General features: G+C 59.0%; 16 protein-coding genes. 10 read left to right on the forward strand and 6 right to left on the reverse strand.

Features of this window, described 5'->3' with window-relative positions; all coding sequences use genetic code 11:
* Positions 1-11 precede the first annotated feature (11 nt).
* Positions 12-632, reverse strand: a complete 621-nt coding sequence (sodA, locus tag BFV63_RS21715) for a superoxide dismutase [Mn] (protein WP_003861999.1) — start codon at positions 630-632, stop codon at positions 12-14.
* Positions 633-920: 288 nt separating this feature from the next.
* On the opposite strand from sodA, the gene rhaT reads away from it, so the two are divergent.
* Positions 921-1,955: an L-rhamnose/proton symporter RhaT gene (gene rhaT, locus BFV63_RS21720; protein WP_048209939.1), complete on the forward strand. Its 1,035-nt coding sequence runs from the start codon at positions 921-923 to the stop codon at positions 1,953-1,955.
* Here rhaT and rhaR read toward each other — a convergent pair whose 3' ends face one another.
* Both rhaR and rhaS (BFV63_RS21730) read right to left on the reverse strand, forming a co-directional pair.
* On the reverse strand, positions 1,956-2,804 hold the full coding sequence (rhaR, locus tag BFV63_RS21725) for an HTH-type transcriptional activator RhaR (protein ID WP_003861996.1): 849 nt from the start codon (positions 2,802-2,804) through the stop codon (positions 1,956-1,958).
* A gap of 73 nt (positions 2,805-2,877) precedes the next feature.
* On the reverse strand, positions 2,878-3,714 hold the full coding sequence (gene rhaS, locus BFV63_RS21730; protein ID WP_022652068.1) for an HTH-type transcriptional activator RhaS: 837 nt from the start codon (positions 3,712-3,714) through the stop codon (positions 2,878-2,880).
* Between the two features lie 301 nt (positions 3,715-4,015).
* Between rhaS (BFV63_RS21730) and rhaB the strand changes: the two genes are divergently transcribed.
* From rhaB to rhaM, 9 genes are all read left to right on the forward strand, one after another.
* Entirely contained in the window at positions 4,016-5,485 is a 1,470-nt protein-coding gene (gene rhaB / locus BFV63_RS21740; protein ID WP_048241631.1) for a rhamnulokinase, read from the forward strand.
* The gene (gene rhaA, locus BFV63_RS21745; RefSeq protein WP_003861990.1) at positions 5,482-6,741 is read left to right on the forward strand and encodes an L-rhamnose isomerase; all 1,260 of its coding nucleotides are present in this window, start codon (positions 5,482-5,484) and stop codon (positions 6,739-6,741) included. The genes rhaB and rhaA overlap by 4 nt, the downstream gene beginning before the upstream one ends.
* A gap of 96 nt (positions 6,742-6,837) precedes the next feature.
* Positions 6,838-7,668 carry a rhamnulose-1-phosphate aldolase gene (gene rhaD, locus BFV63_RS21750; RefSeq protein ID WP_022652070.1) on the forward strand — a complete coding sequence of 277 codons (831 nt, stop codon included), beginning with the start codon at positions 6,838-6,840 and terminating at the stop codon, positions 7,666-7,668.
* Between the two features lie 82 nt (positions 7,669-7,750).
* Positions 7,751-8,737, forward strand: coding sequence for a rhamnose ABC transporter substrate-binding protein (rhaS, locus tag BFV63_RS21755; RefSeq protein ID WP_003861987.1), 987 nt, complete (start codon positions 7,751-7,753; stop codon positions 8,735-8,737).
* 75 nt (positions 8,738-8,812) lie between these two features.
* Positions 8,813-10,315 carry a sugar ABC transporter ATP-binding protein gene (locus BFV63_RS21760; protein WP_023315046.1) on the forward strand — a complete coding sequence of 501 codons (1,503 nt, stop codon included), beginning with the start codon at positions 8,813-8,815 and terminating at the stop codon, positions 10,313-10,315.
* Positions 10,316-11,320 carry an ABC transporter permease gene (locus BFV63_RS21765; RefSeq protein ID WP_023315047.1) on the forward strand — a complete coding sequence of 335 codons (1,005 nt, stop codon included), beginning with the start codon at positions 10,316-10,318 and terminating at the stop codon, positions 11,318-11,320.
* Entirely contained in the window at positions 11,317-12,321 is a 1,005-nt protein-coding gene (locus BFV63_RS21770) for an ABC transporter permease (RefSeq protein WP_003861982.1), read from the forward strand. Before BFV63_RS21765 ends, BFV63_RS21770 begins: the two co-directional genes overlap by 4 nt.
* Before the next feature lie 97 nt (positions 12,322-12,418).
* A complete protein-coding gene (fucO, locus tag BFV63_RS21775) occupies positions 12,419-13,567 on the forward strand; it encodes a lactaldehyde reductase (protein ID WP_023323891.1) in 1,149 nt (382 codons plus the stop codon).
* A complete protein-coding gene (gene rhaM / locus BFV63_RS21780; protein ID WP_022652074.1) occupies positions 13,564-13,878 on the forward strand; it encodes an L-rhamnose mutarotase in 315 nt (104 codons plus the stop codon). The genes fucO and rhaM overlap by 4 nt, the downstream gene beginning before the upstream one ends.
* On the opposite strand, the gene BFV63_RS21785 is transcribed toward rhaM, so the two are convergent.
* The 3 genes from BFV63_RS21785 to BFV63_RS21795 form a co-directional block, all read right to left on the reverse strand.
* Positions 13,866-15,143: an MFS transporter gene (locus tag BFV63_RS21785; RefSeq protein WP_003861977.1), complete on the reverse strand. Its 1,278-nt coding sequence runs from the start codon at positions 15,141-15,143 to the stop codon at positions 13,866-13,868. The genes rhaM and BFV63_RS21785 overlap by 13 nt on opposite strands.
* A 44-nt stretch (positions 15,144-15,187) precedes the next feature.
* Positions 15,188-17,311 carry an alpha-galactosidase gene (locus tag BFV63_RS21790; protein WP_023323893.1) on the reverse strand — a complete coding sequence of 708 codons (2,124 nt, stop codon included), beginning with the start codon at positions 17,309-17,311 and terminating at the stop codon, positions 15,188-15,190.
* A 105-nt stretch (positions 17,312-17,416) separates the two neighbouring features.
* Entirely contained in the window at positions 17,417-18,412 is a 996-nt protein-coding gene (locus BFV63_RS21795; RefSeq protein WP_023323894.1) for a substrate-binding domain-containing protein, read from the reverse strand.
* Positions 18,413-18,423 lie beyond the last annotated feature (11 nt).

Genomic DNA, 18,423 nt, shown 5'->3' on the forward strand with positions numbered 1-18,423 from the left:
TCAATGCAACCTTATTTTTTAGCGGCGAAACGCGCTGCTGCTTCGTCCCAGTTCACTACATCCCAGAAGGCTTTGATGTAGTCAGGGCGACGGTTCTGGAACTTCAGGTAGTAAGCGTGTTCCCACACGTCCAGACCCAGAATTGGGAAGCCGGATGCGCCAGAGATAGCTTCACCCATCAGCGGGGAGTCCTGGTTAGCGGTAGAAACGACCGCCAGTTTGTCACCTTTCAGGACCAGCCACGCCCAGCCAGAGCCGAAACGGGTTGCAGCGGCTTTTTCGAATTCCGCTTTGAAGTTGTCAACGGAACCGAAGTCACGCTCGATAGCCGCTTTCAGGTCGCCCTGAAGGGTGGTGCCGGTTTTCAGGCCTTTCCAGAACAGGCTGTGGTTAGCGTGACCGCCCGCGTTGTTGCGCAGCACGGTTTTCTTGTCTGCCGGCAGCTGGTCCAGCTTGGTGATCAGCTCTTCAACAGGCAGATTAGCGAACTCAGGCAGGCTTTCCAGCGCGGCGTTCGCGTTGTTCACGTAGGTCTGGTGGTGTTTAGTGTGATGGATTTCCATCGTCTGCTTGTCGAAATGCGGTTCCAGTGCGTCGTAGGCATACGGCAGGGATGGCAGTGTATAACTCATAATCCTCTCCATTATTGTCGGGCGGCACAGCTGTTAATGCCGCGTAAGCAGTTGGTTCATTATAGTTAATTAAATGATATTGAAAATGATTATCAATGCCGTAGTTTTTATAAGGTTATTCGGTTTTTGATAAATGACAAAATTGTGAGTCTGCTCACGTGTTTAACGTGCTGATTGCCATCCTGAACAAAAGTGCGGCAACCTTCTGAAGGTTCCCAAACCGCCTCATTTTTACACTCATCAAGTCGGCGGGAAGCCTCCGGCTATAAAAACGATGAGGATGTAAAAATGAATCATGCGATTACGATGGGTATCTTCTGGCATTTGATAGGCGCGGCCAGTGCAGCCTGTTTCTATGCCCCGTTTAAAAAGGTGAAAGGCTGGTCATGGGAAACCATGTGGTCCGTTGGCGGTACCGTGTCCTGGCTGATTTTGCCGTGGACAATCAGCGCCATGCTGCTGCCCGATTTCTGGGGCTACTTCTCCTCCTTCAACGCCTCCACCCTGCTGCCGATATTCCTGTTCGGCGCGATGTGGGGCATCGGTAATATCAACTACGGCCTCACCATGCGCTACCTCGGCATGTCGATGGGGATTGGCATCGCGATTGGCATAACGTTGATTGTTGGCACCCTGATGACGCCAATCCTCAACGGCAACTTCGATGTGCTGATCAACACCCAGGGAGGGCGAATGACCCTGCTGGGCGTGCTGGTGGCGGTGATCGGCGTGGGCATCGTCACCCGCGCGGGCCAGCTGAAAGAACGCAAGATGGGCATCAAAGCCGAAGAGTTCAACCTGAAGAAAGGGCTGCTGCTGGCGGTGATGTGCGGCATCTTCTCGGCGGGCATGTCGTTCGCCATGAATGCCGCCAAACCGATGCACGACGCCGCTGCGGCGCTGGGCGTCGATCCGCTGTACGTTGCCCTGCCAAGCTACGTGGTGATCATGGGCGGCGGCGCGCTGGTAAACCTCGGCTTCTGCTTTATTCGTCTGGCAAAAGTGAACAACCTGTCGGTAAAAGCCGACTTCTCGCTGGCAAAACCGCTGATCGTCACCAACGTCCTGCTCTCCGCCCTTGGCGGCCTGATGTGGTATCTGCAATTCTTCTTCTACGCCTGGGGTCACGCCAGTATTCCGGCGCAGTATGACTACATGAGCTGGATGCTGCACATGAGCTTCTACGTGCTGTGCGGCGGGCTGGTTGGGCTGGTGCTGAAAGAGTGGAACAACGCCGGGCGTCGTCCGGTTGGCGTGCTGAGCCTGGGCTGCGTGGTGATTATCATTGCGGCCAATATCGTCGGCCTCGGCATGGCGAACTGATTACGCTGCCTTTCGACTGCGATGACGCCACTGAACCGGCGTCATCCCCACCTCACGGTTAAACACCACCGAGAAGTAGTTACTGTCCTCAAAGCCGCAGCGCATCGCCACTTCACTCACCATCAGCTCCGTATGCTGTAACAGGTACTGGGCGTGGCAGATGCGCAGCTGGCGCAGATAGTGGTTTACCGTCATCCCCGTCTGGGTGCGGAACTGCTGGCGCAGCGCGCGCTCGCTGCACTGCTCCTGCTCGCAGAATTTTTCCAGCACGAAACTCTTGTTCAGACTGCCCGCAAGCCGGGTGATGAGCTTATCCAGCAACGCTTCCTGCATGGTGGCAGAGGGATTATCCGTAGCGTAACGATGGCGCTTCAGGGTCATCACCAGCTGGGCGAAAAGCAGCTCCGACATCTGGTTTGCCACCGGATCGCTCTTCTGGCTCTCCTGCTCCAGCTGGGAAATCGTCTGGCGCACCTGAGCCATGCCGTTGCTGCTTAAGCGCCAGTGCGGTTCGCCTCTGGCATCATGAAAACCGGGGATATTGCCCGCCCAGTCGACATTCAGTTTAAGTCTGTCGGGGCAATAGATGACGTTCTGCAACACCAGATCGTTAACCGAGGCGTAGGAGTGTTTGTCTTCAGCGCGGATGTAGAACAGGTCTCCGCGCGTGATGCGGTAGGGACGGTCGTTGAGGACGTGCAGGCCATTGCCCCGCCACACCAGCACCAGCTCGCAAAACTCGTGGGTGTGCTCGGCGAAGACGTTTTGCGGGTAGCGGTCGGCCACCGCGACGGCCTGACTCGCGGAGGCAAAAAAATCATCTTTGCGAAGAATGAGCTGAGCAGCCACACCACAACCTCTACGGCGAATAACCGGACATTATTAGCCTTTTTGCAGCAAAAAAACGGTGACTGCCCTCGCGTTACTGAAGCAACGCGTCTTTCCCCTGACGAATATCGCGCGGCGACCAGCTAAACTCCCGGCGAAACAGCGTCGAAAAGTGGTTACTGTCGCCGAAACCGCAGCGATAGGCGATATCGGTGACGCTTTCGTCGGTATGACGTAAAAGGTGACGCGCTTTGATCAGGCGCAGACGGTTAAGGTAACGCTGCGGCGTCAGGCCGGTATGCTGCTTGAGCTGACGATGCAGCGTGCGCAGCGAGAGCGAAAAGTCATCCGCCAGCGTTTCCCAGCAGACATCTTCGGCGAAATGATCTTCCAGCCATGCCATCAGCTGATTCAGGCGCGCGTCGTTATTTTCCAGCCCTTCCACCAGGCTGCTGCGCCGCAGCAGCACCAGCAGCTGCATAAACAGCAGCTCGCGGGTAGCAATGGCGTGCGTCTCCTGTCCATCCTCGCTCTGCTCCATCTGGCTCACCAGCTGACGCACCTGCTGCAACGTGGACTGATTCACCCGCCAGTGCGACGGATAATGGCCGTCCTTCTCCTGCGGCAACAGCTGATTCAGCCCGGAAAGAAACTGGAACGCATCCGGAGAACGATAGAGCACATTGGTCAGGCACAGGTTGTCGGTATGTTCATACAGGTGCCTGTCGTGATCGCGCACGAAGCACACCGTACCGCCGCTGATGGTATACGGCTGACCGTTAAACACGTGGATGCCCGTTCCGTGCTCAACAATCACAATTTCATGAAAATCATGATGATGCTCCGGGAACGCAGCCTGAGGCAGCCGTGGCTCAATCGCGACCGGCGAAGCCCCCGTAGGAAAAAAATCGACGCTGTGCAGTACGGTCATAACGGCCCCCACCAATGAGAAAAGTTCTCAAAATAGTAATTAAGGCCTTTCACGCTCACCTTAAATTTTTGACAGCAAACCGCGCAAAAGCTGTCGGTTTTTCAAGAAACAGGCGGAAAGATCGGGAAATGCGGTCAGCGTCACACTGCCTGCAAACCCCGCCATTACTGGAAACTGTGAACTCCCTCACGTTCATCTTTGCTTTCTTGCCAGCGCGAGATTTGGGCTGTCAGTGGCGAGAAGGTGGCTATTTCTTCCCTTTCTTACACTCCTCGCTAATGACTTAAGAAAGGACCCGACCATGACTTTTCGCCATTGTGTGGCTGTCGATTTAGGCGCATCCAGCGGCCGTGTAATGCTCGCCACCTGGGACTGCGACCTGCACACCCTTACGCTTCGCGAAATGCACCGTTTCGCCAATTGTCTGCAAAAACAGGACGGTTTTGTTACCTGGGATATCGACGCCCTGGAAGCAGAGATCCGCACCGGACTTCACAACGTCTGCGAAGACGGTATTCGCATCGACAGTATCGGCATTGATACCTGGGGTGTGGATTACCTACTGCTGGACCGTCACGGCGAACGCGTCGGCCTGCCCGTCTCCTACCGCGACAGCCGCACCGATGGGCTAATGGCGCACGCCATCGCCCAGCTTGGCAAGGAGAACATCTATGGTCGCAGCGGCATTCAGTTTCTGCCGTTTAACACGCTGTATCAGCTGCGCGCGCTGGTTGAGCAACAGCCAGAGCTGGTCGAAAAGGTGGCGCATGCGCTGCTGATCCCGGACTACTTAAGCTACCGTCTGACCGGCAACATGAACTGGGAATACACCAACGCCACCACCACGCAGCTGGTCAACATCAACACCGATAACTGGGATGAACATCTGCTGGCCTGGACGGGCGCCTCGCCGTCCTGGTTTGGCGCGCCAACCCATCCGGGCAATGTGATCGGCCACTGGCTTTGCCCGCAAGGGAATAAAATCCCCGTTGTCGCCGTCGCCAGCCACGACACCGCGAGCGCGGTCATTGCCTCGCCGCTCGCCGGCAAAGATGCGGCCTACCTCTCATCCGGCACCTGGTCGCTGATGGGCTTTGAGAGCAAAACGCCCTACACCAGCGATGCCGCGCTGGCCGCGAACATCACCAACGAAGGCGGTGCCGAAGGGCGCTACCGGGTGCTGAAGAACATCATGGGCCTGTGGCTGCTCCAGCGGGTGCTGAAAGAGCAGAACATCACCGACCTGCCCGCGCTTATCGCGGAAACCGAAACGCTGAAGGCCTGCACCTTCCTGATTAACCCGAACGACGACCGCTTTATCAACCCGGCGCACATGAGCGCCGAAATCCAGGCCGCCTGTTTTGAAGCGGGGCAGCCGGTACCTTCCCGCCCCGCCGAGCTGGCGCGCTGCATTTTTGACAGTCTCGCCCTGCTCTATGCCGACATCCTGAGCGAGCTGGCTGACCTTCGCGGCAAACCGTTCACACAACTGCATATCGTGGGCGGCGGCTGCCAGAACCAGCTGCTGAACCAGCTCTGCGCGGATGCATGCGGCATTACCGTGGTGGCAGGTCCGATTGAAGCCTCCACGCTCGGCAATATCGGCATTCAGCTGATGACCCTGGACGAACTGTCCAACGTCGACGATTTCCGTTCGGTGGTGACGGCGAATAACAGCCTGACCACCTTCACCCCCCATCCCTGCCATGAAATTGCCCGCTACCGGGCGCAGTTTCAGCAAAAACGACTGACTAAGGAGCTTTGCGCATGACCACTCAACTTGAACAAGCCTGGGACCTGGCTAAACAGCGTTTCGCCGCCGTCGGCGTGGATGTCGAAGAGGCGCTGCGCCAGCTCGATCGTCTGCCCGTCTCCATGCACTGCTGGCAGGGTGATGATGTCGCCGGTTTCGAGAACCCGGGCGGTTCCCTGACGGGGGGTATTCAGGCCACGGGTAACTATCCTGGCAAAGCGCGCAACGCCACCGAACTGCGTGCGGATCTGGAGCTGGCGCTGAGCCTGATCCCCGGGCCAAAGCGCCTGAACCTGCACGCCATTTATCTCGAATCCGATGAGCCGGTCGCGCGTAACGAAATCAAACCGGAACACTTTACGAACTGGGTGGCGTGGGCGAAAGCCAACCGGCTGGGTCTGGATTTTAACCCGTCCTGCTTCTCGCACCCGCTGAGCGCGGACGGGTTTACCCTTGCGCATGCCAACGATGAAATCCGCCAGTTCTGGATCGACCATGTCAAAGCCAGCCGCCGCGTCTCGGCTTATTTTGGCGAGCAGCTTGGCACGCCATCGGTAATGAATATCTGGATCCCGGACGGCATGAAGGACATCACCGTAGACCGACTGGCCCCGCGTCAGCGCCTGCTGGCCGCGCTGGATGAAGCCATCAGCGAGAAGCTGGACCCGGCGCACCACATCGACGCCGTCGAGAGCAAGCTGTTCGGCATTGGCGCAGAGAGCTACACCGTGGGCTCAAACGAGTTCTACATGGGTTATGCCACCAGCCGCCAGACCGCGCTGTGCCTGGATGCTGGCCACTTCCACCCAACGGAAGTCATCTCCGACAAGATCTCCGCCGCCATGCTCTACGTGCCGCGCCTGCTGCTGCACGTCAGCCGCCCGGTGCGCTGGGACAGCGACCACGTGGTGCTGCTGGATGACGAAACCCAGGCCATTGCCAGCGAAATCATCCGCCACAACCTCTTTGACCGCGTACATATCGGCCTCGACTTCTTCGACGCCTCCATCAACCGCATCGCGGCGTGGGTTATCGGCACCCGTAACATGAAGAAAGCCCTGCTGCGCGCGCTGCTGGAGCCTGTCGCCGCCCTGAAACAGCTGGAAGAAAACGGCGACTACACCGCGCGCCTGGCGCTGCTGGAAGAGCAGAAATCCCTGCCGTGGCAGGCGGTGTGGGAGATGTACTGCCAGCGTCACGATGCACCTGCGGGCAGCCAGTGGCTGGATAACGTGCGGGCGTATGAGAAAGAGGTTCTTGCCGCTCGTCAGTAAAAAACATCGCCCGGCGGCGCGTTGCTTGCCGGGCCTACAGATAAGACCAGGCCGGGTAAGCGTAACGCCACCCGGCATTTTCAAAGGAACTACAGTATGCAGACCATCACCACTTCCTGGTTCGTCCAGGGCATGATCAAAGCCACCTCTGACGCCTGGCTCAAGGGCTGGGATGAGCGCAACGGCGGCAACCTGACGCTACGCCTGGACGACGCGGATATCGAGCCATTTGCCTCCGATTTCCACCAGAAGCCGCGCTATATCGCCCTGAGCCAGCCGATGCCGCTGCTCGCCAACACGCCGTTTATCGTCACCGGTTCCGGGAAGTTTTTCCGCAACGTACAGCTGGACCCGGAAGCCAACCTCGGCGTGGTGAAGGTGGACAGCGACGGCGCGGGTTACCACATTCTCTGGGGACTGACGGACGACGCGGTACCGACATCCGAACTGCCGGCGCACTTCCTCTCCCACTGCGAGCGCATTAAGGCGACCAATGGCAAGGACCGCGTAATCATGCACTGCCACGCCACCAACCTGATCGCCCTGACCTACGTGCTGGAAAATAATTCTGATTTCTTCACCCGCAAACTGTGGGAAGGCAGCACCGAGTGTCTGGTGGTGTTCCCGGACGGCGTCGGCATTCTGCCGTGGATGGTGCCGGGTACCGACGAAATCGGCCAGGCGACCGCGACGGACATGCAGAAGCACTCACTGGTGCTGTGGCCGTTCCACGGCGTCTTCGGCAGCGGCCCGACACTGGATGAAACCTTCGGCCTGATCGACACCGCCGAGAAATCCGCGGAGGTGCTGGTGAAGGTCTATTCCATGGGCAGCATGAAGCAGACCATCACCCGGGAAGAGCTGATTGCCCTGGGCAAACGCTTTGGCGTCACCCCGATGCAGTCGGCGTTAGATCTGTACCAATAACAACATCGCGCCCCGCTCACCGAGACGGGGCGAAAACCACCTGCAATCCCTACAACTAACTCAAGTCAGTGGAGTAAAAGCAATGAAAATAAAAGCAAGCTTGATCCTCACCGTTGCCGCTCTGGCGTTGTCCGGTTCCGCTTTAGCAGAAGTGAAAATCGCCCTGGTGGCGAAGTCCTTAGGGAATGGATTCTTCGAGGCAGCGAACGTCGGCGCGCAGGAGGCGGCCAAAGAGTTAGGCGATGTAAAAGTGATTTATACCGGCCCGACCACCACCACGGCGGAAGCGCAGATCGAGGTGCTGAACGGGCTGATCGCCCAGGGCGTGGATGCGATCGCAATTTCCGCGAACGATCCGGACGCCGTCGTGCCGGTGCTGAAAAAAGCGATGCAGCGCGGCATTAAGGTTGTGTCGTGGGATTCCGGGGTGGCGAAAGCCGGGCGTCAGATCCATCTCAACCCGTCCAATAACGCCCTGATTGGCGAAACCAACGTCAAGCTCGCCGCCGATGCCCTGAAAGCGCTGAACGTGGAGAAGGGCGAAGTAGCGGTGCTGAGCGCCACGCCAACCTCCACCAACCAGAACACCTGGATTGCGGAGATGAAAAAGGTGCTGCCGAAGTACCCGTCCGTCAATCTGGTGACCGTGGCCTACGGAGACGATCTCTCTGACAAAAGCTATCGCGAAGCGGTCGGCCTGCTGAAAACCTACCCGGAGCTGAAAGTCATCGTCTCGCCGTCGTCCGTGGGCATTGTGGCTGCCGCGCAGGCGGTGAAGGACCAGGGCAAGATTGGCAAAGTGTACGTCACCGGTTTAGGCCTGCCGTCTGAGATGGCGGGCGCGGTGAAATCCGGCGCGAGCAAGAGCTTTGCCATCTGGAACCCGATTGACCTGGGCTATGCCGCGACTTACTTAGCGGACGATCTGGTGAAAGGCACGGCCACGAAAGGTGAGGCCAGCATGGGCAAACTGGGCAAAGTGAAGCTGGATGCGGACGGCAACGGCGCGATGGCCGAGCCGTTCGTCTACGATGCCAGCAATATTGATAAGTTCTCGAAAATCTTTTGATCCTTTCCCCCCTCACCCTAGCCCTCTCCCAAAGGGAGAGGGTCGGGGTGAGGGTGAACCAAACGGAGAACTATCATGACCCCATTGCTACAGCTTTCTGGCATCACCAAGGTGTTCCCCGGCGTACGTGCTCTTGAGAACGTGCAGCTTGCGCTGTGGCCCGGCAAAGTGACGGCGCTTATCGGCGAAAACGGCGCGGGCAAGTCGACGCTGGTCAAAGTGATGACCGGCATATACCAGCCCGACGAGGGCGAAATTCTCTACAAGGCGATCCCCGTTCACCTTCCAACGCCGGAGTCGGCGCATAAAATGGGTATCACCGCCATACACCAGGAAACCGTCCTGTTTGATGAACTCTCGGTCACCGAAAATATCTTTGTTGGTCAGTACCTTCACAAAGGCTTCCTGAAAAAGCTCGACTGGCCGGAAATGCACCGCCGGGCGCAGGCTATTCTCGCCCGCCTTGAGGTGCAAATCGACCCGCGCGCAACGCTGAAAACCCTAAGCATCGCCCAGCGTCACATGGTGGCGATTGCCCGCGCGCTGTCGTTTGAGGCGCAGGTGGTGATCCTCGACGAACCCACGGCGGCGTTGTCGCAGCATGAAATCCTCGAGTTTTACCAGATTGTGGAGCGCTTAAAGCAGGAGGGAAAAGCCATCCTGTTTATCTCCCACAAGTTCGACGAGATTTTTGAGCTGGCCGATCACTACACCATTTTGCGCGACGGCGTGTTCGTCGGTGCAGGGGCAATAAATGAGATCACCGAGGAGCGGATGGTGTCGATGATGGTCGGGCGCGCCATTACCCAAACCTTCCCGAAAATCGACTGCGAAAAAGGCGAGACGGTGCTGGAGGTGAAAAACCTCTGCCATCCGACCGAGTTTGCGCATATCTCGTTCTCCCTGCGTAAAGGGGAAATCCTCGGCTTTTACGGGCTGGTGGGTGCCGGGCGTACCGAATTGATGCAGGCGCTTTCCGGCGTCACGCGGCCATCGTCCGGGGAAATTATCCTCAACGGACAGCCCCGGCGCTTCCGCCAGCCTGCGGATGCGATCAAAGCCGGTATTGTCTGCGTGCCGGAAGAAAGGCAGAAACAGGGGGCGATTATCGCCCTGCCGATTGCCCAGAACATCAGCCTGCCTCAGCTTAGCACGCTCAATCCGAACGGCGTGCTGCATGACGACCGTGAATGGAAACTGGCGAACGAGTACGCCAAACGCCTGCAAGTGAAAGCCTTCAGCTGGAAGCAGGCGGTGGAGACCCTCTCTGGCGGCAACCAGCAAAAGGTGGTGATCGGCAAATGGCTGGCGACGCACCCTGACGTGATCATCCTCGATGAGCCAACAAAAGGCATCGATATCGGCTCAAAGGCAGCCGTTCATCAGTTTATGTCCGAGCTGGTCAGTCAGGGGCTGGCGGTGATTATGGTCTCGTCCGAACTACCGGAAGTGATGGGCATGGCGGATCGCATTATCGTCATGCACGAGGGGCTGATGGTGGCCGAATACCAGGCGGGAGACGCGACGGCGGAAACCATCGTCAGCGCCGCCAGCGGTGCAAAACAGGAGGCGGCATAAATGCTTAGCTCACTCTTAAAACACCGCGAAGCCCTGCTGGGCGCGGTGATTATCCTGATGATCGTCGCCATTGGCAGCCGCGTGCCATCGTTTATCGCGCCGGGCAACCTGGTGGAGATGTTTAACGACACCGCCATTCTGATCGTCCTCGCGCTCGGGCAGATGCTGGTGCTGCTCACTAAAGGCATCGACCTGTCGATGGCGGCCAATCTGGCCCTGACCGGGATGATTGTCGCCCTGATTAACTTCCATTACCCGGACGTGCCCGTCTGGGCGCTGCTGATCCTCGCCAGCGCGCTTGGGCTACTGATGGGCGCGATAAACGGCCTGCTTGTGTGGAAGCTGGGCATTCCGGCGATTGTGGTAACACTCGGCACCATGAGCATCTACCGCGGAATGATCTTTTTGCTCTCCGGCGGCGGCTGGGTGAACTCCAACCAGATGGGTGCAGACTTCCTCGGCCTGCCGCGTGCGTCAGTGCTGGGCCTGCCGGTGCTGAGCTGGTGCGCCATCGCCGTACTGCTGCTGGTGGGCTACTTCCTGCGCTACAGCCGCACCGGACGGGCGCTCTACACCGCAGGCGGGAACGCCACGGCAGCGTACTACACCGGGATCAACGCCGGGAAAATGCAGTTCATCAGCTTCTGCCTTTCCGGTCTGCTGGCCGGGTTCTGCGGCTACCTGTGGATATCGCGCTTTGCCGTTGCGTATGTTGACGTCGCTAACGGTTTTGAATTGCAGGTGGTGGCAGCCTGCGTGATTGGCGGGATCAGCACCATGGGCGGCACCGGCCGCGTGCTCGGCTGTCTGTTCGGGGCGCTGTTCCTTGGCGTCATCAACAACGCCCTGCCGGTGATCGGCGTCTCCCCGTTCTGGCAGATGGCGATTTCCGGCTCGGTCATTGTCATCGCTGTGCTGCTGAACGAGCGCGGCAACAAACGCAAAGGCAGGCTGATCCTGCGCGACGCGGCGCTGGCACGTCAGAAACTGGCGGTGAAACCATGAGTAAAATGATGACATCTGAAGAGTTCAAACCCACTTCTGCGCCGGGCATCTTCCAGCGTCTGCTGTGCTGGGAGGGCTTCCTGCTGGCGGTGACGCTGGCGGTGTTTGTGGTGAACGCGCTCGCCTCGCCCTACTTCCTCAATATCTGGAACCTCTCCGACGCGACGTTCAACTTCACGGAAAAAGCGATCATTGTGTTGCCGATGGCGATGCTGATTATCGCCCGGGAAATTGACCTGTCGGTGGCCTCCACCATCGCGCTCAGCTCCACGGTGATGGGCTTTTGCGCGGCGGCGGGCGTCGATACGCCACTGCTGGTGTGCGTGGGATTAGGCGTCGGGCTACTGTGCGGGTTGTTCAACGGCATTCTGGTGACGCGCTTTAACCTGTCGTCCATCGTCATCACCATCGGCACCATGAGCCTGTACCGCGGGATCACCTACATCCTGCTCGGGGACCAGGCGCTGAACAGCTACCCGGAGAGCTTTGCCTGGTTCGGCCAGGGCTACGTCTGGGGCGCGTTGTCGTTTGAGTTCGCGCTGTTTATCGTCCTGGCCGCTCTGTTTGCCTTTGTGCTGCACCGTACCAACTTTGGCCGCCGCACCTACGCCATCGGCAACAACCCGACCGGCGCGTGGTACTCCGGCATCAACGTGAAGCGCCACAACCTGATCCTCTTCGCGCTGGTGGGGCTGATGTCCGGCCTGGCGTCGGTGCTGCTCACCTCGCGTCTGGGCAGCACCCGTCCGACCATCGCGATGGGCTGGGAGCTGGCGGTGGTGACGATGGCGGTGCTCGGCGGCGTCAATATTCTCGGTGGGTCCGGCAGCATGGTGGGCGTGATTATCGCCGCCTTCCTGATGGGGCTGGTGACCTTCGGCCTGAGCCTGCTCAACGTGCCCGGCATTGTGATGTCGGTGATTATCGGCGCGATGCTGATCGTGGTGATTTCGCTGCCGATTATTACCCGCCGGATTATGCAGCGAAGACGGATCTCATAGCCGGGTGGCACTGCGTTTACCCGGCCTGCTTAACCGTAGGCCCGCGCAAGCGCAGCGCCGCCGGGCATAAAATTCACAGTAATTAAGGAGAATTATCATGAGCTTTATGTTGGCACTCCCCAAAATCAGCCTGCACGGCGCGGGCGCGATCGGCGATATGGTCAATCTGGTGGCAAACAAACAGTGGGGAAAAGCGCTGATTGTCACCGACGGTCAGCTGGTGAAGCTGGGCCTGCTCGACAGTTTGTTTTCCGCGCTCGACGCCCATCAGATGTCGTATCACCTGTTCGATGAGGTATTCCCGAATCCGACGGAAGCGCTGGTGCAAAAAGGCTATGCGGCATATCAGGATGCGGAGTGTGATTACCTGATTGCCTTTGGCGGCGGCAGCCCGATTGATACCGCCAAGGCAATCAAAATCCTCACCGCCAACCCCGGTCCGTCAACCGATTACTCTGGCGTCGGCAAGGTGAAAAACGCGGGCGTGCCGCTGGTGGCGATCAACACCACCGCAGGCACGGCAGCGGAGATGACCAGCAACGCGGTGATCATTGACGCCGCACGACAGGTGAAAGAGGTGATTATCGACCCGAACATCATCCCGGATATCGCCGTGGACGATGCCAGCGTGATGCTTGAAATTCCGGCCTCCGTGACCGCCGCAACCGGCATGGATGCCTTGACCCACGCCATTGAAGCTTACGTGTCCGTCGGCGCGCACCCGCTGACCGATGCCAACGCGCTGGAGGCGATTCGCCTGATCAACCTCTGGCTGCCGAAAGCGGTCGACGACGGTCACAACCTGGAAGCGCGCGAGCAGATGGCCTTTGGTCAGTATCTGGCGGGCATGGCGTTTAACAGCGCCGGTCTGGGGCTGGTGCATGCCCTGGCGCACCAGCCGGGCGCGACGCACAACCTGCCGCACGGCGTGTGCAACGCCATTCTGCTGCCGATCATCGAAAACTTTAACCGCCCGAACGCGGTTGCCCGATTTGCCCGCGTGGCGCAGGCGATGGGCGTTGACACGCGCGGCATGAGCGATGAAGCGGCCAGCATGTCAGCCATTCAGGCGATTCGCGACCTGAGCGCCCGGGTCGGCATTCCGTCCGGATTTAGCCAGCTCGGCGTGACCAAAGCCGATATTGAAGGCTGGCTGGATAAAGCTCTCGCCGACCCGTGCGCGCCGTGTAACCCGCGCACCGCCAGCCGCGATGAGGTCCGCGAGCTGTACCTGGAGGCTTTATGATCCGCAAAGCGTTTGTGATGCAGGTAAACCCGGACGCGCACGAGGAGTACGCACGTCGCCACAACCCGATCTGGCCTGAGCTGGAGGCGGTACTGAAAGCCCACGGTGCGCACCACTACGCCATTTACCTCGACAAAGCCCGCAACCTGCTGTTTGCAACCGTGGAGATTGAATCGGAGGAGCGCTGGAACGCGGTAGCGAATACCGACGTCTGCCAGCGCTGGTGGAAACATATGGCTGACGTTATGCCGTCTAACCCTGACAACAGCCCGGTGAGTGCGGCGCTGAACGAGGTGTTTTACCTGGACTGATGTGTTAACGCTGCTGCCCCAGCGGTAGCAGCAATCTCCCGCCTGCCACTCAGCGTAAACGCCGACACCACCGTGATCGCCAGCACGAAACAGCCCAGTATCAGATACGTCTCCTGGAAGCCGACCCGGTCATACATATTTCCGGCAAAGGCGGAGAGGAAGATCGCCGCCGACTGTTTGGCAAACTGGAAGCCAATCAGGTAGATGGTGGCCGACAGGCGCGTATCAAACACCCCGGTGATGTACTTGAATGCCCCCACCAGCAGGAACGGGACTTCCAGCGCGTGCAGCATCTTCAGGGCAATCACCTCCACGGCGGTGGTGGCAAACGACGATCCGATAATGCGCGTCGCCATGATCACCCCGGCAATCAGCAGCGTGTTTTTCGCACCGATGCGGTTAATGATCCACGGCGAGCAGAACATGATGATCGCGTTACAGATTTCCCCCGCTGTGGTGGCGAAACCAAAGGCGCGGGTCCCCTCCTGCGGCGTGGCGAAGAAGGTTTTGAAGAAGGTAGCAAACTGCTGGTCGAAGACGTCATATACGCAGGCCACGCCAATCACGTACAGGATGAACATCCACATTCTGCGCTGGCGGAACAGGTTGAACACGGTTTTAGCAGTGATCTGCCGCTGGTTCGCGCCCAGGGCGTTCATGACCTGCGCCGTCTGGTTGGGCTTCGGTTTCGCGACCACCAGCAGCAGCATCAGCAACAGCGCCGCCGCCGATCCCATCCAGAAAACATACGACGGATCGATGCCGAACAGGATGCCGCCCGTTGAGGCGCACAGCCCCCAGCCGAGACAGCCGAACATGCGCGCCTTGCCGTACTCAAAAAAGCTGTTGCGGCTCACGCGTTCAATGTAGGCCTCAATCGCCCCCGAACCCGCTGAGAAGACAAAGCCGATATACAACCCACCGCTCAGCGCCCCCAGCCAGATATTGGTTTTCAGCAGCGGGGCGAAGACGTACAGGAAGAACGGCGCGAACAGGAACAGCAGCACCGAAATGATCCAAAGCAAATGTTTTTTCAGCCCCAGCTTGTCCGAAATGACCCCCAGCACCGGCTGGAAGGCAATGGCCGACAGCGAGATGCAGGAGAAAACAATCCCCGTATGGGTTTTGTTCAGGCCGATGATGTCCGACAGCCAGATCGGCAGGAACGGAAAACAGGTGGCCATGATGAAGAAGTAGAGAAAGAAGAACAGCCCGAAGATCCAGAAGTTAGGGTTGTCTTTGTGGGTACAGGTTGTTGTGTTCATTATTTTTATCCTCAACGGAGGGCCGGTTGCCCGGCCCGTCACCCTTACACGCGTTCCACACCAATCAGAATGGTGGTTTCCGGATCCAGAATCGGCAGCGCAATACCCGCCTGCATCAGCCATTCACCGCTTACCGTTTGCGGCGCGTCCATCCACGCCGGCAGCTTGCGCATGGTGTGCCCGCCCTCGCCCGTAATCTGAATGTTCGGGTGATCGAGCAGCGTGATGCGGTACTGCGCGCTGGCGTCTAACCCCGGCATGCGCAGCGGCATCATCAGGGTGTAATCCGGCATCGCGAGCTGGCTGACCAAAAACAGCCCCTGCGTCTTGTCTTCGCTCACTATACCCTGCGCCAGGGTGGTGGCGTCCGGCATATCCACGCGCCACTGGGTGCCGTGATGAATGACCTCGCGCCACCGCTTATACAGCGCGGCGTAATGTCGATAGCCTTCACGCTCCTGCGCGTCGACGGTGAGCGGATCCAGCTCCAGCCCCATGTGACCAAACAGCGCCGTCAGCCCGCGGAACTGAATGCTGTGCTGGCGGAAGGTAGCGTGACACTTATGATGACCGATATGCGCCCCCATCACCTCCGGCGGGAAGAAGTAGCTCATGCCGCGCTGGATAGTGTTGCGCTCCAGCGCGTCGTTATTGTCGGACGCCCAGAAGCGGTGGCAGCGGGTCAGCACTTCATAATCGATTCGCCCGCCGCCGGAGGAGCAGGATTCAAACTCAATGTGCGGGAAACGCTCGCCCAGCACGTCCAGCAGGCGATAAAACTGGCGCGTCTGGGCATCGGCGGCGGCTTTGCCCTTGTGCCCTGGCTGCACCAGCTCGCGGTTCATGTCCCATTTCACGTAGTCGACCGCGTGTTCGCCCAGCAGCCAACTCATGCGCTCGACCAGATAATCAAAGGCCTGCGGAATATTAAGATTGAGCACCAGCTGATGTCGCCCGGTCGCCTGAGCGTAGCCCGGCAGCGCCAGCACCCAGTCAGGGTGCGCGCGGTACAGATCGGAATCCGGGTTAATCATCTCCGGCTCAACCCAGATACCAAACTCCATGCCGAGCTGTTTAACGTGATCGATTACCGGCTTAAGGCCGTTCGGGTATTTTTTCTCGTCCAGATACCAGTCGCCCAGCGCGGCGTGGTCGTCGTTGCGGCCTTTGAACCAGCCGTCGTCAATGATAAAGCGCTCCACGCCCAGCGCTGCGGCCTCGTCGGCCATGCGCATGATGTAGTCCGGATCGTGGTCGAAGTAGATCCCCTCCCAGGTGTTGAGATGCACCGGGCGCGGTTTATCTTCCGGGAAGCGGATAACGTTATCGCGCAGGTAGCGGTGGAACTGCTGGCTCATGCCGTTCAGCCCGTGCGGGGAGTGGCTGGCATACAGGCGCGGCGTCCAGAGCGTTTCCCCCTCTTCAATCGCCATTTCACCCGGCAGGTAGAGCGCTTCGGCCTGCATATAGCGGCGGCCATCGGTTTTCGCCTCTGCGCGCAGGCGGTGGTTGCCGCTCCAGCCCAGATGCACACCCCAGACGTGGCCGTGCATTTCACTGAATGACGGCGTACCTGAAATCAGTGCCGGGAAATGTTCGTGGGAGGTTTTACCCCGGCGGTTTTCAATCACGAAGCTGTCGTGCTCAAGCGTAACGCGGTGCGGCTGAAACTCCCTGATCCATCGTCCGTGGAAGGCCATCACCTCCTGCGCGCGTTCGGCCACCGGCAGCGTCACGGCAAAGCGATCCACCTGCCACGCCAGCGTTTTCAGGTTGGTTAACCCATGGCGCACCACCAGTACGCCGCTGGCATCCAGCGTTATTTCACTGGTCAGGCGCAAGCCTGCATGCTCGTCTTCAGCAGTGATTGTCAGGGCGTTTAACGCCTGCTGCACCTGCGTGGTTTTAAATACCGGCGATCCGTCCAGCCCCTGGCGATGCCCCTCGATGCCCGGCGAGCCAAACAGCCCATGCCCCAGCTCTGCCATCAGCGTGACGGGGGAGTCGACGTCCAGCCTGCCGTTAGCAACCGGGCGCGCAATACTCAGGACATCCTGCGGCGAGAAGTGCTGAAGGTGCGGCCCCCAGTAGAGAATTTCGGCGAACGGGTGAGTTTTTAGCACCACGTCAACCGTATTGCTTTCAAGTCGAAAAATGGCATCTTGCATCGGACATCTCCTGTCATCGGGATGTCCTGAGTTTTGATCCGAAACGTTTCGGATACAAACCAAAACGTTTCGGATCTGTGATCGGGTTTGGAATTTTTCGTGTGATTAGGCCGTCTGGCCTGGGGAGAATTCTGGCTGCCAGAGCACCTGAAGAGTGTCAATGTCGTCGCCGTTAATCAACTGGCGCACCATATCGGCAATCTGTTTCCCGACGCCCTGACGGGTAGACTGGATCACCGCCGCGACGTCGATATCGACAATGCTGTCCTGCGGTAAGCCGTCATAGACCACCAGCGAGACGGCATTTTCACCGGTTAAGCGTCCCATCTGCGCCAGGGCCATCGCTGCGCCGTCGCCGTGGGTGTTGCAGTCGGTAATGATGGCCGTGGGCGGCTGCGGCAGGGAGAGAAGTTCTTGCGTGGTGGCATAACCCACGCGGCGCGAAGGAGGCATGGCGCGCAGCCATTCGCTGGAAAGTCCGGCTTCCCGCAGCGCGTCCAGGTAGCCCTGGCGGCGCTGGGTGATGAATGCCTGGTTGTTGCTTTCGCCCAGCAGCGCAATGCGCTGATGGCCTTTCTCGATCAGCCAGCGGGTGGCCTGATACGTACCGGCATAGTTGTCGAAATCGAACCACGCGTACGGCTGCGGGAGCTGGCTGCGGCCGAGCGCCAGGAACGGAAACCCGGCGGCCTGAAGCTGCTCAAGACGCGGATCGTGATCCAGCGTATGCGCCACTATCAGCGCATCCACGCGTCGGCTCTGCACCATGCGCATATAGCTGTGTTTGTCCACCAGATCGTCGTCAGCGATGAGCAGCAGGTCAATCTCATGTCGCGCCAGTTCGTGGCTAATTTCGCCGACCATGTCCATAAAAACGCTGTTATTGAGCGGAACAGGATGCACCGGAAATACCAGCCCGACGGCGTCGATTTTGCCCATCTTCAGGCGACGGGCAAAGGTATTTGGTCGGTAGCCACGGCGCTGGGCCTCCGCTTCCACGCGGGCGCGCGTCTCAGCAGAAACGTCGTCATATCCGTTGAGGGCGCGGCTGACGGTGGTAACAGACAGCCCCAGTTCTTTGGCAATGGCTTTAAGCGACATGATTTTCCGTA

Origin of the sequence: Enterobacter hormaechei subsp. xiangfangensis, from assembly GCF_001729785.1 — a bacterium.
Lineage (GTDB): Bacteria > Pseudomonadota > Gammaproteobacteria > Enterobacterales > Enterobacteriaceae > Enterobacter > Enterobacter hormaechei_C.